Origin of the sequence: Ralstonia sp. 25mfcol4.1 (assembly GCF_900104095.1) — a bacterium.
GTDB lineage: Bacteria > Pseudomonadota > Gammaproteobacteria > Burkholderiales > Burkholderiaceae > Cupriavidus.
The window spans coordinates 42,177-55,349 of record NZ_FNJO01000009.1 but is presented as its reverse complement, the minus strand read 5'-3'; the positions used below and the strand labels follow the sequence as shown (position 1 = coordinate 55,349).

Genomic DNA, 13,173 nt, shown 5'->3' with positions numbered 1-13,173 from the left:
ATGATTATCTCGATCGAATACCTCTACTGGCTGGCCGGCTTTGTCCTGCTCATCACCGCGCTGATGACGTTCACGGACAAGACGCATCCGCGCCGTCTGACCACGGGCCTGTTCTGGCTGCTCTATGCGGTCATCTTCCTGATCGGCGACAAGATCCCGCCGGCCGTGGTCGGCGTGGGCGCCGTGGTGATGGCACTGATCGCCGGGTTTGGCGGCGTGGGCCATGGCAAGCACGGCACGCTGCCGGAAGAAAAGCGCCGCGCCAGCGCCCAGCGCCTGGGCAACAAGCTGTTCATCCCGGCGCTGCTGATTCCGCTGATCACGGTGCTGGGCACGGTGCTGTTCAAGGACGTCAAGATTGCCGGACTGCCGCTGCTCGATCCGAAGAACGTCACGTTCGTGTCGCTGGGTGTTGGCTGCCTGGTGTCGCTGTTCGTGGTGTGCTGGCTGACGCGCGACACGCCGGCGCAGAGCATGCGCGAATCGCGCCGCCTGATCGAGGCGCTGGGCTGGGCGCTGGTGCTGCCGCAGATGCTGGCCATGCTGGGCCTGGTGTTTGCCGACGCCGGCGTGGGCAAGGCCGTGGCGCACCTGACCACGTCGTACATCAACATGGACTTCAAGTTCGTGGCGGTGACGGTCTACTGCGTGGGCATGGCGCTGTTCACGGTCATCATGGGTAACGGCTTCGCCGCGTTCCCGGTGATGACCGGCGGCGTAGGCGTGCCGATCCTGGTGGGGATGTTCCACGCGAACCCGGCCGTGATGGCGGCCATCGGCATGTTCTCGGGCTACTGCGGCACGCTGATGACGCCCATGGCGGCCAACTTCAACATCGTGCCGGCCGCGCTGCTGGAACTGGAAGACAAGAACGCCGTGATCCGCGCGCAATTGCCCACCGCGTTCGGCATCCTGATCGCCAATATCTTCCTGCTTTACTTCCTGATGTAAGGAAACTGCCATGTCCGTCCGTACCGTCCTGCTGACCGGCTTCGAGCCGTTTGAACAAGAGCCGATCAATCCCTCGTGGGAGGCGGTGCGGGCGCTCGATGGCGAGCGCGTGGGCGATGCAGTGATCGTCGCGCGCCAGTTGCCGTGCGTGTTCGGCAACGCCATCGACGCGATGGCGCAACTCGTAGAATCTTTGAATCCGGATGTGGTGATTGCGGTGGGTCAGGCTGGCGGCCGCACCGAGATGTCGATCGAGCGCGTGGCGATCAATGTGGACGATGCCCGCATCGCCGACAACGCCGGGGCTCAGCCCATCGACAACACGATTGCGCCGGATGGCCCGGCGGCGTATTTCTCGACGCTGCCGATCAAGGCCATCGTGCGCGACATGCGCGCAGCCGGCGTGCCGGCGATGGTGTCGCAAACTGCCGGTACGTTCGTCTGCAACCACGTGTTCTACGGACTGATGCATGCGTTGGCGCAACGCCGGGCAGCGGCCACGGTCACGCGCGGCGGCTTCATCCACATTCCGTACCTGCCGGAGCAGGCCGCCCGGCATCCCGGCGCGCCCAGCCTGGCGCTCGACACGCTGATCGCCGGCCTGCGCGTGGCGGTGGCCACGTCGCTGTCGACCGATGCCGATATCCGTGAGCAGGGCGGCCAGCTGCACTGACAAGTCGCCAGCGGCAATGGGCCGCTGACGCCTACTTCGACTCCTGCCGGGATTCCGTCGCCGCGGCCACGGCCCGCGCCGTCGCGCGGCGCTGGGCGCGCTTCTGCAGTCGCCGCCGCAGCGTGATCTGCTCGAAGCGCCAGACCACGTAGAAGAAGGCCAGGAATGGCCATACCCAGCCCAGCCATTGCGCAAGGCTGTTGAAGTGCACGAGGCGGCCCATGCGCCAGCCTTGCTCCGAGATCCACGCATACGGATTCGGCGGCAGGATATTGGTCAGTATCACCAGGCCGATCAGCGATACGACCGCCAGCACGGCGCGCAGCCATCGTGGCAAGCGCAGCAGCAGGACCAGCACCAGCGAGCTGGTCAGCAGGGCAAAACGGCCGCCTTCTGACAGCCAGTTGAACGCGTTGTCGTCGGGAAACTGCAGTTCCGCGACGCCCGCCTTGGTCATCAGCGCGGCGGTCAGCAGCGCCGCCAGGATGCGCAGCATCGGCGCGGTGCGCCGCATGGCAACCGACGCAAACAGGCCGGTGCCGATCCAGCTGGATGCGGTGACCATGGTTTCCAGCAGCAGCTGGTTCTGCAGGTCGTCGGGCCGCAGGTTGATGCTGTCCTGCCAGGCGACCAGCGCCGGGAAGTAGGCCTGCACCCACGCCATCGGCCAGGAATCGGGATCGGTCAGCCATTCGCGCACGATGCCGCCCATGCCGAACAGGTGTTCCTGCGGAAACACCTGCGCGAACGGCCACAGCACGATCAGCACGATCGCAAAGCTGGCATGTGGCTCGAACCACGCCATGCGCAGGCGGGTCATGTTGCCGCGGTCGATCAGCGCGCTTGTGAACGGCGCCACCACGGCGGCCCCCAGCAGCGCGCCCAGCGCGTTGGTAATCAGGTCGATGTTCGACGGGATGCGGGTAGGCAGCCACGTCTGCAGGGCTTCCATGACCGACGACAGCAGCGCGCCGGCCACCAGCGCGATCAGCGTGGCGCGCGCGCCCGATACGCGCGGATGCAGCGACAGCACCACGAGCGCGCCGAACGGGCAGTAGCCCAGCACATTGGTAAGCAGGTCGAATTCGGTGATGTAGCGCGGCTTGGGCGCGGTCAGGAAGGCGAACGGCGAGATGCCGTTGTTCATCCATCCCGAAAACGGATACAGGCTGGCGTAGACCACCAGCAGGGTGAAGCAGATCAGCCCCACACGCGCCAGCGGCGAATGACGTGGCAACCAGCCCTCCAGCTCCGGCTGCGGCGGGGCCTCTGGGGGCGTCGGGGGCGAAGGCGGCAGGGGGGTATCCGGTGCCATGGACGGCGTGAAACTTACGGCCTGATTCGCACTATAGGCTTTCCGCAACTCATTGGCGCGGGGGCGTGGGCTTGGGCGTTTCTTCGGTCGGCAGCGGCACCGCGTTGCGCCCGGGCGGGTTCACGCGCGGCAACGGCGCCGGGCCGGCGGCGGCGGCTTCCAGCGGCAGCGTGGCGGTCCAGTCGAGGATGGCGGCGATGACCGCATCGCTGCTGGCCGACAGCGCCTTCACGCCGCCCGCGCCGTCGGCACTGGGCGCCGGCAGTTCCGCGACAAAAGTCTTCTGCCCGATCAGTCCCTTGTGGAATACCGTGGCGCGCGCGCGCACCACGCCCCGGCTGCTGGTGGGCGAGTCGAAGACCTGCTCGAAGCCCAGCAGGTCTACCTTGATGGCCGGCACGCTGGTGTCGCCGTACCACGTCAGTTCGCCGCGCCCGGACACCGCGTCGCGCAGGCGGTCGTCGAACAGCCGCGTCGGGGCGTCCACCCAGCGTTGCGTGGCGTAAGCCTGCAGCCGCTGGGCCTGGGTGTATTGCAGCCGGTAGTAGATGCCCCGGCCGTCCATCCACGTCGGGCCGCCGGTCTCGGCCACGCGCAGCTTGGGCAGGCGGGCGGGCGGCTGGGACGGCGCGGCAGCAAGCGGGCCCAGGTCGTAGGTCGTGCTGGGCTTGGCGGGCGACAGCACGCTGCAGCCGGACAGGGTGGCCACGGCGGCCAGCGCCATTAGCATGGCCAGCGAGGCAAGGGCGGAACGGGTTTTCATGATGGATTCCCGACGGTGGGTCTGACGCATGGCGTGGCGGCGGTTCACGGGGTGTGGAAGCCCGGTTCGCCGGGTCCGGGGGCCACGGCCGAGCCGCCGAACAGCACGCTGCTCGGCTGATCGTTGAACTGGCCGGCCGCCCGGTCGATGCTGCGCGTGGCCTGGCGGGCATCGCGCGCCAGCCCGTTGATCTGCGGCAGCGTTTCCTGGGTGAAGATGCCGGCCGCCTGCTGCACCGAATCGGCGGCGCCCTGCATGTTCTCGCCCACGCGGTTCACGGTGCTCATCACCGTGCCATGCGGGTTGGCCAGGTCATCGGCCAGCCGGCGCGTGGACGCCAGCGTGGCGTTCAGGTTGTCCACGGCCTGCGGCAGGCGGGCGGCCGCGGGCTGCAGCGACGCGGCCAGCTTCGAATAGTCGTCGGCGGTCTTGTGGACCGACTTGATGGCGGCCATCAGCTCGTCGCGGTTGGTGGTCTGGAACATCTCGTTGAGCGACGACATCAGTGTCTCGGTCTGGGTCAGCAGCGAGTCACCGCGCTTTTCCAGCTCCTCGAAGAAGCCGGGCCGCATCACGATGCGCGCCGGTTCGCGTGCCGACGTATGCAGCGGCGGCGAACTGGTGGTGGCGCCATCCTCGCGCGCGGTGTCGTCCAGCTGCACATAGGCGATGCCTGTCACGCCCTGGAAGCCCAGCGTGGCATAGGTGGTGCGCGTGATCGGCGTGTCCTGGTTGACGCTGATGCGCACGATGATCTGGCCCGGCACCTGCGGATCGAACTTGATCGACAACACCTTGCCGACATCGAGCCCGCGATACTTCACGTCGGCCTGCGGTCCCAGCCCGTTGACCGTCGAACGTGTGATCAGGTCGTACGGCACGCGCACGGCGTGGTCGCTGCTGAACCAGAACAGCGAGAACAGCACCAGGATCGCCAGTCCGATGGTGAACACGCCTGCCAGGAAGGCGTTTGACTTGTTTTCCATCAGGTGTCTCCAGTGTTTCCAGTTGGCGCTGCCGGGCTGCCGGGGCCCTTGAGGGCGGGCAGCGCCTGCAGCGCGCGCTGGGCGCGGTCGCCCAGAAAATATTCGCGGATGAACGGATGATCGACCTTGATCACCTCGGCAATGGGCGCGGCGGCCAGTACCTTGTGGTCGGCAAGCACGGCCACGCGGTCGGACAGCGCCACCAGGGTGTCGAGGTCGTGCGTGATCATGACCACCGTCAGGCCCAGTTCGCGGCGCAATTCGCGGATCAGGGCCACATAGTCGTCGGACGCCATCGGATCCAGGCCCGCCGTGGGTTCGTCCAGAAAAACCAGCTCGGGTTCCAGTGCCAGCGCACGCGCCAGCGCCACGCGCTTGATCATGCCGCCCGACAGGTCCGACGGCATCTTGTCGGCGTCCCTGGCCGACAGGCCCACGAGCTGCAGCTTCAGCAGCGATGCCTGGCAGATCAGGTTGTCCGGCAGCGCGCGCATCTCGCGCAGCGGCAGCGCGATATTGTCGATGACCGACAGCGCCGAAAACAGCGCGCCGCGCTGGAACTGCAGGCCCCAGCGGTTGCGCAGCGTCTGCAGTTGGGCGGCGTTCAGGCTGGCCGGGTTCTCGCCGAAGACCTTGATGGTGCCCGACGTCGGCCGCTCCAGCCCCACGATCTGGCGCAGCAGCACGGTCTTGCCCGTGCCCGAGCCGCCCACGATCGACAGCACCTCGCCGCGATAGACGTCCAGGTTCAGGCCGTCGTGCACCACGTTGTCGCCATAGCGCTTGACGAGGTTCTGCACCTCGATGATCTTCTCGCGCGGAGTGTCGGGGCCGACTTGCGGCATGGCGATGGTATTCATAGCCCCACGTTCTTGAACAGGATGGCAAAGACCGCATCGGCCAGGATCACGACGGTGATCGACGTCACCACCGAGGCCGTGGTGCCCTGGCCCAGGCTCTGCGTGTTGGGCTTGATGCGCAGCCCGAAGTGGCAGGCGGTCAGCGCAATCAGCATGCCGAACGCCACGCCCTTGCCCAGGCCCAGCCACAGGTTGGCCACCGGCACCGCATCGGGCAACTGGCGCAGGAAGAACGCGTAGCTGATGTCGAGCTGGTAGCGCGCGGCCACCATGCCGCCGGCCAGCGCCATCACGTCGGTCCACGCCACCAGCAGCGGCATCGAGATGGCCAGCGCGATCACGCGCGGCATGATCAGCCGGAAGCCGTGCGAGATGCCCATCACGCTCATCGCGTCAAGCTCCTCGGTCACGCGCATCACGCCGATCTGGGCGGTAATGGCCGAGCCGGAGCGGCCGGCGATCAGGATGGCGGCCAGCACCGGCCCCAGTTCGCGGATGACCGCCATGCCCAGGATGTTGACGATAAAGGTGCTGGCGCCGAACGTGCGCAACTGGTTGGCCGACAGATAGGACAGCACGATGCCGATCAGGAACCCGACCAGCGCCGTGATCCCGAGTGCCTTATAGCCCACGTTGTACACATTCGCGGAGATCTCGCGCCAGGGGCCGCGATGCGGTGCGCGCGCGAAACGCAGCAGGTCGAACGCAAGCTGGCCCAGCATGGTGATGCCGTTGGCCAGCTGGGCGAAGAACGACAGCAGCTTGGCACCCAGCAGGGTCACCGGATTGAAACGGTCGATCATCGTCTTGCGCCAGCCGTCGGTGCGCAGATTCTGGATGCGCTCGAACACCCGGCGCTGACCGTCGTTCAGTTCCACGCGCTCGGGCATGCGGCCGTTCCAGGCCTGCCAGATCAGTTGCGCGCCGATATGGTCCAGCCGCGTCACGGCGGCCAGCGACCATTCGGCATGCTGGGGCGCCTCGGTCAGTTCGTGCAGCTGGGCGCGCAGGCCGCGCGCTTCATGGCAGCCGGCAAGTGCAAGAGCAGTCCAGTCCCCTTGCAGCTGTATGCTGCAGGCTCCGTCCTGGCGGGAGATATCGATGGCGGGCGTCGGCTGGCGATCCAAAAGCGGCGATGATGTGATGGCTGAGTCTCGATTCTATGCTACCAACCGGGGTCACGCGACCGGACATCCGCTGACACGGCCACGGCTACAATCTCGCCAGACTCCGTGCCATGCTTCGCCCCGCCGGATTGATTCCAGGTTCCTGCCGTCCCCATGCCAGACTTTCCCGATTCCGCTGCCACTCACCGTGCCGTCGATCCCGCCGTCCTGCCGGCATGGCGGATCGACACGGACACCCTGCGCCAGGCGCTCGATGGCGGTCCCGCCCGGTCATGGCAGGTCGAGGTCGTGGCGGAAACCGGATCGACCAATGCCGACCTGACCCAGGCCAGCCGCAGCGCGCCATGGGCCGACGACGCCGCGCGCGTGCGCGTGGCGTACCGGCAGACAGCCGGCCGTGGCCGGCAGGGGCGGCCCTGGCAGGGTGCGGGGCTGATGTTCTCGGTGGCGATGCCGCTGGCGCTGCCGCCGGCGCGGCTCAGCGGCCTGAGCCTGGCCGTGGGGCTGGCCGTGGCACAGGCGCTGGAAGACTGCGACGCCGCCTGCGGCCCGCGCGTGGGCCTGAAGTGGCCCAACGACCTGCAGATCGACGGTCGCAAGCTGGCCGGCATCCTGATCGAATCGGTGCCGGCCGGTCCGCAGCGGCTGTGGGCCGTGATCGGCATCGGGCTGAACCTGATGCGCGACGCCGGCATGGAAGCGGCGCTGGGCCGCGAACTGGCGGGCGTGTCCGAGGCCATGGCGTCGTTCGATCCGCAGCGCGACCCCACGCGCATCCTGGCCGCCGTGCTGAACCGGCTGGCGGCCATGCGTGCCACGTTCCTGGCCCAGGGCTTTGCGCCGCTGGCGCCGGCGTGGTCGGCGCGTGATGCCTTCCGCAACGAGCCTGTGCGCCTGCTGCATGACGGGCAGGTGATGGCGGAAGGCCTGGCGCGCGGCGTGGACAGCGACGGCCACCTGCTGCTGGAAACCGCCGAGGGATTGCAACGGATTGCCAGCGGCGAGGTGTCGCTGCGCGGAGCCAGCGCATGAGTACGCTGCTGATCGACATCGGCAATACGCGGCTGAAATGGGCCTGGTGCGACGATGATCTGCCCGCTCCGGCCCCAGCGGCCGGCGCACTGCCCACGCCCTGGCAGCACGCCGGCGCGACCACGCATACCGCGCCCGCCGAGCGGGCCGCCCTGCTGGGCACGTGGCAGCAGGTGGCCGGCGGCCGCGTCCCGGCGGTGTGGATCGCCAATGTGGCCGGCCCGACGCTGGCGGGCAAGGTCGATGCCTTGCTGGTGGAGGCTTTCGGCAGCGCGGCCGCGCTGACATGGGTACGCACCACGGCCGCGCATGGCGGGCTGGTCAATGGCTATCGCGAGCCGACGCAGCTTGGCGTGGACCGCTGGGTGGGGAGCATCGGCGCGCATCGCTGGCTGCCGGATCAGACATTGCTGATCGTCACGGCGGGCACGGCCACGACACTGGACATCGTGACCCCGACGCCCGATGGCGCCCGGTTCGAGGGTGGCCTGATCCTGCCGGGCCTGCAACTGATGCTGGGGACGCTGGCGCGCAATACCGCACAGCTGCCCGAACTGGATGTGCTCGATACCGGCGCCGGCGCCACGCGCGCGGTGCAGGCGTTGGGCGCGGACAACACCCACGATGCGATTGCGGCGGGCTGCCTGGCCGCGCAAGCCGGCGCCATCGAGCGTACATGGCGCGCGCTGGCCGAACGCGGCCCGGTGCGCTGCCTGCTGTCGGGCGGCGCGCGGCACGCGGTGGCCGGGGCGCTCGCGATGCCGTTTGAGATGCACGATAATCTTGTGCTGCTTGGGTTGCACGCGATGGCGCTGCCCGCCTGAGCCGTATTCATCATCGCTGACCACCCTTTGCCGTGCCCCATCACTCGACCGACTCGCGCCAAATGTCCCGGAGAGGCCTGACCGTCCTGCTGCTGATCCTGCTGATCGCCAACCTGCTGATGCTGGCGGCCGTGCTGGGCGTTTTCGGGCCGCATCCGCTTGGCGGCACGCTGGAGAGCCCGCGCGAGCCGCAACGTGTGGATCAGCAGGTGCGCCGCGAACGCATGGAGGTGCTGCCTCAGCCGGTGGAGGCATCGGCGCCCGCGCCGCGCAGCGAGATGCCTGCCGTCGCGCCTGCGGGCACGGCGGCACCGGGCAGCGTGACGCTGGCCGCCGCGCCGGCCGATGCCTGCCTGGAGATGGGCGGCTTCACGTCGCAGGCCGTGCAGCGCGCGAAGGAAGACCTGGCCGCCATCGCGGCGGGTTCGCCGCTGGCGGTGGAGCAGTTCGAACGCAGCGAGCAGGTGCGCTGGTGGGTCCATCTGCCGGCCCAGCCAACGCGCGAGAACGCCGACCGCAAGCTGGCCGAACTGCGCCGGCGCAAGGTGACCGATGTCTCGGTGGTGAGCGCCGATGACCCCGCGTCGTACACGGTGTCGCTGGGCCTGTTCCGCGAGCGCGAACGGGCCGACCGGTTCCTGGAAACGCTACGCGGATTGGGCGTGCGCACCGCGCTGGTCAGCGACGCGCCGCGTGCCGTGTCGCGCCAGTGGCTGCGCGTGGCGCATGCCGACGAGGCTGTGCGGACCCGCATGGATGAAGTCCGCCTGCGCTACGGTGCCGAGTTGCTGCAGTCCTGCAAGGGGATGACGCAGGCGCGCGGCGAAGGTAGTGCCGCGCGGGCAGGGTAGAGCAGGTTTTCCCCTCTACCGCGCATCGCGCAAGAGGGGCGCCGCGTCGCCAGCGCGGCGGGCAAGGCGTCAGCCGTGCGCCCGCACCTTCGTCAGCAGCTTGGTCGTCGAGCGGTCGTGCAGGAACGGGATGGCATAGGCCTGGCCGCCCCAGCTGCGCACCAGGCGGGTTTCTTCCAGCGTGTCGATGTCGTAGTCGCCGCCCTTCACGTAGATGTCCGGACGCACCAGGCGGATCAGCTCCACCGGGGTCTGCTCGCGGAACATCGCCACCAGGTCCACCGACCCCAGCGCGGCCAGCAGGGCCATGCGGTCCGCTTCGTGATTGAGCGGGCGGTCATCGCCCTTGCCAAGCATCTTCACCGACGCATCGCTGTTCACGCCCACCACCATGCTGGCGCCCAGTTCGCGTGCCTGCGCCAGGTACGTGGCGTGGCCGCGATGGAGGATGTCGAACACGCCATTGGTAAAGACCAGCGGACGCGGCAGCGCGGCCACGGCGGCGTGCAGCGCGGCGATGTCGTCGGCGGGTACCAGCTTGGATTCGAAGGCGGGTGCGGTCATGGATCGGGTCGGGAGAGGGCGCGGCGCCCCAAAATGAAAAACCCCATCGTAGCCGACGGGGTCTCGTTGCAGCGGCTGGAACCGGAAAATCCTTCAGGCCTGGGCGGCCTGCAGGTTTGCGTTCAGTTCCTTGCGGTAGCGGTTCAGGTCCTGCACCGATTCGAACGTGCGTTCGAACAGCAGCGACATGTTGTGCAGGATGCGCTCGATCACCTTCTTTTCCCAGACCTCGTCGAAGCGGATCTGCTCGTCGAGCCAGTGCTCGAGCCAGTCGGGGTCCGGCAGGCGCGACTGCACCGTGTCGTTCGGGAACAGGGCCTTGTTCACGTGCAGGTTGGTCGGGTGGAGCGGCTTTTCCGTGCGGCGGGCCGATGCCATCAGCACGCCGATCTTGGCAAACGCGGCGCGCGCCGAATCGCCAAACTGGGAAAGGTACTTCTTCATGTAGCGCAGGTAGGCGCCGCCATGGCGGGCTTCGTCCTGCGACAGCGTCCGGTAGATGTGCTTGATGACCGGCTCCGAGTGCCACTCGGCGGCACGGCGGTACCAGTGGTTCAGGCGGATCTCGCCGCAGAAGTGCAGCATCAGCGTTTCCAGCGGCGGGGCCGGGTCGAACTCGAAGCGCACGGCGTGCAGTTCTTCCTCGGTCGGCACCAGGTCCGGGCGGAAGCGGCGCAGGTACTCCATCAGCACCAGCGAATGCTTCTGCTCTTCGAAGAACCAGATGCTCATGAAAGCCGAAAAGTCGGAATCGTGGCGGTTGTCGCGCAGGAACATCTCCGTGGCGGGCAGGGCCGACCACTCGGTGATCGCATTCATGCGGATGGTCTTCGCCTGGTCGTCAGTAAGCAGGCTCGGGTCGAAGGTATCCCAGGGGATGTCCTTGTCCATGTGCCAGCGGACCGCTTCCAACGATTTGAACAGTTCGGGGTAGAGCATGCTAAGCCTTTGAAATTACGGGCGGATTCTACCAGACAAGAATCATTCTCGAATGTTTTCTCTACTCCGTTTTAGCCCTGATGCGATGGATTGCATAGGCGGAGCGCCTGGCAGGCGGCGAAAGTGGCGCTACGACGACACTTCGGACATTTCCTGTGCCGCGGGCCTGGTTTCCGGCACCACGCCGTACAGGAAGGCGGCGATCTCGTCGGCCTGGGCGGCCGCGTCGCGTTCGCCCAGCGCCAGCAGGGCCTGTGTGAACTCGGGTTCGAACAGCAGGTAGCTGGCAAAAGCGGCGCCGCGTGCCTCGGTGCCGCCCAGCGGCGACAGCAGCGCGCGCACGGTGCGCGGCAGCCGGTGCAGGTGTTCGGCGGCAATGGCCTCGATGGGCTCGCTGGGCGAAATCGTCATCACCTGCACGGGGCGCCAGCCTTCGGCATCGTTGGCCATCTCGGGCATGCGCGACAGCAGCCGGTTGATGTGCATGAGCCGTTCGATGTCGGCCTGCAGGCCATCCAGGAAGATGCTGGCCAGCGCCTGCCCACCCACCTGCGCCAGCGACGGATAGCCGCCCGACGGCACCGTATCGAACCAGCCCGCGCGCTGGCGCGACGCCGCGCCGATGGCCAGGATGCGCGAGGCGCCCAGGTGGATGGCCGGCGACAGCGGCGACATCTGCCGCATCGTGCCGTCGCCGAACCATTCGTGATGGCCCTCGATTTCCAGCGGCATGGCCGGGAACAGGAACGGGATCGACGACGAGGCGAGCAGATGATCCACGCCGATGGCGGCTTCCACGGCCAGCCGCTGGCTGCGCTGCCACGGATGAATGCGCCGGTGCGACTGGTAGAACGTGATGTGGCGCCCCGTGCTGTACGACAGCGCCGTCACGGCGAACGCGTGCAGCGCGCCGCTGTCGAGGCTGGCCTGTACCCGCCCGGGTTCGAACAGTTCGGTCAGGAAGCTGCCCAGCGGCGCGTTGTCGAACAGCGCACGCGGCGCGCGGCGGGTGATCCAGCCGAAGGCCAGCGACGACAGCCAGCGCGCGCCCGACACGCCCATCTGCACCACGTCGGTCCGGTAGACATCGTCGGCATGCAGGCTGTGCCAGAGCGCCGCCAGCGTGTCGGCTGCGGCGCGGAAGTCGGCGGCGCCGGTGGCCAGCCCGGCGCCATTGATGGCCCCTGCCGACGTGCCGGCAATGATGCCGAACGGCAACGGGCAGTGGTCCAGCCCGTGGCGCGCCGCGATCTTTGCGATGCCCGACAGCACGCCGGACTGATATGCGGCGCGGGCGCCGCCGCCCATCATCACCAGCGCCGTGCTCTGGCGCTGGCTGGCACGTGCGAAGGCGCTGGCGGGCGTGGCCGGGGTCACTCGAAGCCGTCCTCGGGCGTGCCCGGCGCGGGCGGCGTGCCGGTGTGGGATCCGGTGGCGGCATTCTTGGCCGGCGCCTTGCCTGCGGCGCCCTTTGCCGTACCCGTTGCAGCGGCTTTCTTCACTGCGGGCTTCTTGGCCGCAGGCTTCCTGGCGGCGGCCTTGCCCGCTGCAGGCTTGGCCTTGCCGTTGGCGGCCGGCTTGCGCTGCGCGGGCGGATCGCCCTTCACGCCCGGCTCCACGCCCTCGGCACCGGGGGCTGCCCCCGTACCGAAGCCGGCCATGCCGGCAAACGGCGTGGCGCTGGCTGCCGCGGCACTGGCGGCCGCTGCGCTGCTGGCGATCTGCGAGAACTGCTGCTGCAGCAGGTTCCACCACAGCGACGCGTTGGGCGGCAGCGGGGCCGCGCCGGGCTGGGCCGATGCAGCGTCGCCGTCAGCCTGGGCCGCGGCGTCGGCGGCTTCTGCGCCGTCGGGGGGCGCGTCATCGTCGTCCGGCTCGTCGTTCTCGGCGTCGGCCTGTGCCTCGGACACGGTCTGGCCCGTGCCGAACGGGTGGTGATGCTGCGGGGGATGCGCGCTGGGCGCGTTGGCGGCGCGCGCGACGTTTTCCATCGCGTTCTGCATGGCCTCGGGCGACAGCGCGTTGCCGAATGTCTGCAGGGCGACCAGCGTGGCGCGCTGTACCTCCAGGCCCTGGATGGTCGTGCGCAGCAGGTTCGCGTTCAACTGCAGCCAGCTTTCCACGGCCTTGAGGTCGTGGATGCGCTTGTCCACCTCATCGAGATCCATCGGCGGCGTCATCGCGCCCAGGCCTGGCATCAGGCCGCCGGGCATGCCGCTGCCGGTGGCCCAGAGCTTGCGCAGGAATTCGAAGCTGTTGCCGAAATCGGGAATCTGTCCAAACATGGT

The 13,173-nt window shown here is 68.3% G+C and carries 14 protein-coding genes; 5 read left to right on the top strand and 9 right to left on the bottom strand.

Annotation, left to right across the window (positions count from 1 at the left end; translation table 11 throughout):
* Both BLQ58_RS16885 and pcp read left to right on the top strand, forming a co-directional pair.
* The gene (locus BLQ58_RS16885; RefSeq protein WP_092600371.1) at positions 1 to 951 is read left to right on the top strand and encodes a DUF979 domain-containing protein; all 951 of its coding nucleotides are present in this window, start codon (positions 1 to 3) and stop codon (positions 949 to 951) included.
* A gap of 10 nt (positions 952 to 961) precedes the next feature.
* Positions 962 to 1,624, top strand: coding sequence for a pyroglutamyl-peptidase I (gene pcp, locus BLQ58_RS16880; protein WP_092600369.1), 663 nt, complete (start codon positions 962 to 964; stop codon positions 1,622 to 1,624).
* 31 nt (positions 1,625 to 1,655) lie between these two features.
* On the opposite strand, the gene BLQ58_RS16875 is transcribed toward pcp, so the two are convergent.
* The 5 genes from BLQ58_RS16875 to BLQ58_RS16855 form a co-directional block, all read right to left on the bottom strand.
* Positions 1,656 to 2,939 (bottom strand): VanZ family protein, encoded by a 1,284-nt coding sequence (locus tag BLQ58_RS16875; RefSeq protein ID WP_092600367.1) that lies wholly within the window; start codon positions 2,937 to 2,939, stop codon positions 1,656 to 1,658.
* Between the two features lie 49 nt (positions 2,940 to 2,988).
* On the bottom strand, positions 2,989 to 3,669 hold the full coding sequence (locus BLQ58_RS16870; protein WP_254776002.1) for an ABC-type transport auxiliary lipoprotein family protein: 681 nt from the start codon (positions 3,667 to 3,669) through the stop codon (positions 2,989 to 2,991).
* Positions 3,670 to 3,746: 77 nt separating this feature from the next.
* Positions 3,747 to 4,688 carry an MlaD family protein gene (locus tag BLQ58_RS16865; RefSeq protein ID WP_175459937.1) on the bottom strand — a complete coding sequence of 314 codons (942 nt, stop codon included), beginning with the start codon at positions 4,686 to 4,688 and terminating at the stop codon, positions 3,747 to 3,749.
* A complete protein-coding gene (locus tag BLQ58_RS16860) occupies positions 4,688 to 5,548 on the bottom strand; it encodes an ABC transporter ATP-binding protein (RefSeq protein WP_254775991.1) in 861 nt (286 codons plus the stop codon). Before BLQ58_RS16860 ends, BLQ58_RS16865 begins: the two co-directional genes overlap by 1 nt.
* Positions 5,545 to 6,645, bottom strand: a complete 1,101-nt coding sequence (locus tag BLQ58_RS16855) for an MlaE family ABC transporter permease (protein ID WP_254776001.1) — start codon at positions 6,643 to 6,645, stop codon at positions 5,545 to 5,547. The genes BLQ58_RS16860 and BLQ58_RS16855 overlap by 4 nt, the downstream gene beginning before the upstream one ends.
* 183 nt (positions 6,646 to 6,828) lie before the next feature.
* Here BLQ58_RS16855 and BLQ58_RS16850 point away from each other — a divergent pair, with 183 nt between their 5' ends.
* From BLQ58_RS16850 to BLQ58_RS16840, 3 genes are all read left to right on the top strand, one after another.
* Complete coding sequence (locus BLQ58_RS16850) at positions 6,829 to 7,707, top strand: biotin--[acetyl-CoA-carboxylase] ligase (RefSeq protein WP_092600363.1); 879 nt, start codon at positions 6,829 to 6,831, stop codon at positions 7,705 to 7,707.
* Complete coding sequence (locus tag BLQ58_RS16845) at positions 7,704 to 8,531, top strand: type III pantothenate kinase (RefSeq protein ID WP_092600362.1); 828 nt, start codon at positions 7,704 to 7,706, stop codon at positions 8,529 to 8,531. The genes BLQ58_RS16850 and BLQ58_RS16845 overlap by 4 nt, the downstream gene beginning before the upstream one ends.
* A gap of 62 nt (positions 8,532 to 8,593) precedes the next feature.
* Complete coding sequence (locus tag BLQ58_RS16840; protein ID WP_092600360.1) at positions 8,594 to 9,382, top strand: SPOR domain-containing protein; 789 nt, start codon at positions 8,594 to 8,596, stop codon at positions 9,380 to 9,382.
* 69 nt (positions 9,383 to 9,451) lie between these two features.
* On the opposite strand, the gene rfaE2 is transcribed toward BLQ58_RS16840, so the two are convergent.
* The 4 genes from rfaE2 to BLQ58_RS16820 all read right to left on the bottom strand — a co-directional run bounded on the left by rfaE2 (position 9,452) and on the right by BLQ58_RS16820 (position 13,170).
* Positions 9,452 to 9,946 carry a D-glycero-beta-D-manno-heptose 1-phosphate adenylyltransferase gene (gene rfaE2 / locus BLQ58_RS16835; RefSeq protein ID WP_092600358.1) on the bottom strand — a complete coding sequence of 165 codons (495 nt, stop codon included), beginning with the start codon at positions 9,944 to 9,946 and terminating at the stop codon, positions 9,452 to 9,454.
* Between the two features lie 93 nt (positions 9,947 to 10,039).
* Complete coding sequence (locus BLQ58_RS16830; RefSeq protein WP_092600356.1) at positions 10,040 to 10,885, bottom strand: ferritin family protein; 846 nt, start codon at positions 10,883 to 10,885, stop codon at positions 10,040 to 10,042.
* Positions 10,886 to 11,014: 129 nt separating this feature from the next.
* Positions 11,015 to 12,196: a patatin-like phospholipase family protein gene (locus BLQ58_RS16825; RefSeq protein ID WP_254776000.1), complete on the bottom strand. Its 1,182-nt coding sequence runs from the start codon at positions 12,194 to 12,196 to the stop codon at positions 11,015 to 11,017.
* A gap of 62 nt (positions 12,197 to 12,258) precedes the next feature.
* Positions 12,259 to 13,170 carry a PhaM family polyhydroxyalkanoate granule multifunctional regulatory protein gene (locus BLQ58_RS16820; protein WP_092600352.1) on the bottom strand — a complete coding sequence of 304 codons (912 nt, stop codon included), beginning with the start codon at positions 13,168 to 13,170 and terminating at the stop codon, positions 12,259 to 12,261.
* Positions 13,171 to 13,173: the final 3 nt, after the last annotated feature.

Excerpts from the sequence above, each read along its gene's own strand:
- BLQ58_RS16885 (WP_092600371.1), top strand. The coding sequence starts at position 1 with ATGATTATCTCGATCGAATACCTCTACTGGCTGGCCGGCTTTGTCCTG.
- pcp (WP_092600369.1), top strand. The coding sequence starts at position 962 with ATGTCCGTCCGTACCGTCCTGCTGACCGGCTTCGAGCCGTTTGAACAA.
- BLQ58_RS16875 (WP_092600367.1), bottom strand. The coding sequence starts at position 2,939 with ATGGCACCGGATACCCCCCTGCCGCCTTCGCCCCCGACGCCCCCAGAG.
- BLQ58_RS16870 (WP_254776002.1), bottom strand. The coding sequence starts at position 3,669 with ATGCTAATGGCGCTGGCCGCCGTGGCCACCCTGTCCGGCTGCAGCGTG.
- BLQ58_RS16865 (WP_175459937.1), bottom strand. The coding sequence starts at position 4,688 with ATGGAAAACAAGTCAAACGCCTTCCTGGCAGGCGTGTTCACCATCGGA.
- BLQ58_RS16860 (WP_254775991.1), bottom strand. The coding sequence starts at position 5,548 with ATGAATACCATCGCCATGCCGCAAGTCGGCCCCGACACTCCGCGCGAG.
- BLQ58_RS16850 (WP_092600363.1), top strand. The coding sequence starts at position 6,829 with ATGCCAGACTTTCCCGATTCCGCTGCCACTCACCGTGCCGTCGATCCC.
- BLQ58_RS16845 (WP_092600362.1), top strand. The coding sequence starts at position 7,704 with ATGAGTACGCTGCTGATCGACATCGGCAATACGCGGCTGAAATGGGCC.
- BLQ58_RS16840 (WP_092600360.1), top strand. The coding sequence starts at position 8,594 with ATGTCCCGGAGAGGCCTGACCGTCCTGCTGCTGATCCTGCTGATCGCC.
- rfaE2 (WP_092600358.1), bottom strand. The coding sequence starts at position 9,946 with ATGACCGCACCCGCCTTCGAATCCAAGCTGGTACCCGCCGACGACATC.
- BLQ58_RS16830 (WP_092600356.1), bottom strand. The coding sequence starts at position 10,885 with ATGCTCTACCCCGAACTGTTCAAATCGTTGGAAGCGGTCCGCTGGCAC.
- BLQ58_RS16825 (WP_254776000.1), bottom strand. The coding sequence starts at position 12,196 with ATGATGGGCGGCGGCGCCCGCGCCGCATATCAGTCCGGCGTGCTGTCG.
- BLQ58_RS16820 (WP_092600352.1), bottom strand. The coding sequence starts at position 13,170 with ATGTTTGGACAGATTCCCGATTTCGGCAACAGCTTCGAATTCCTGCGC.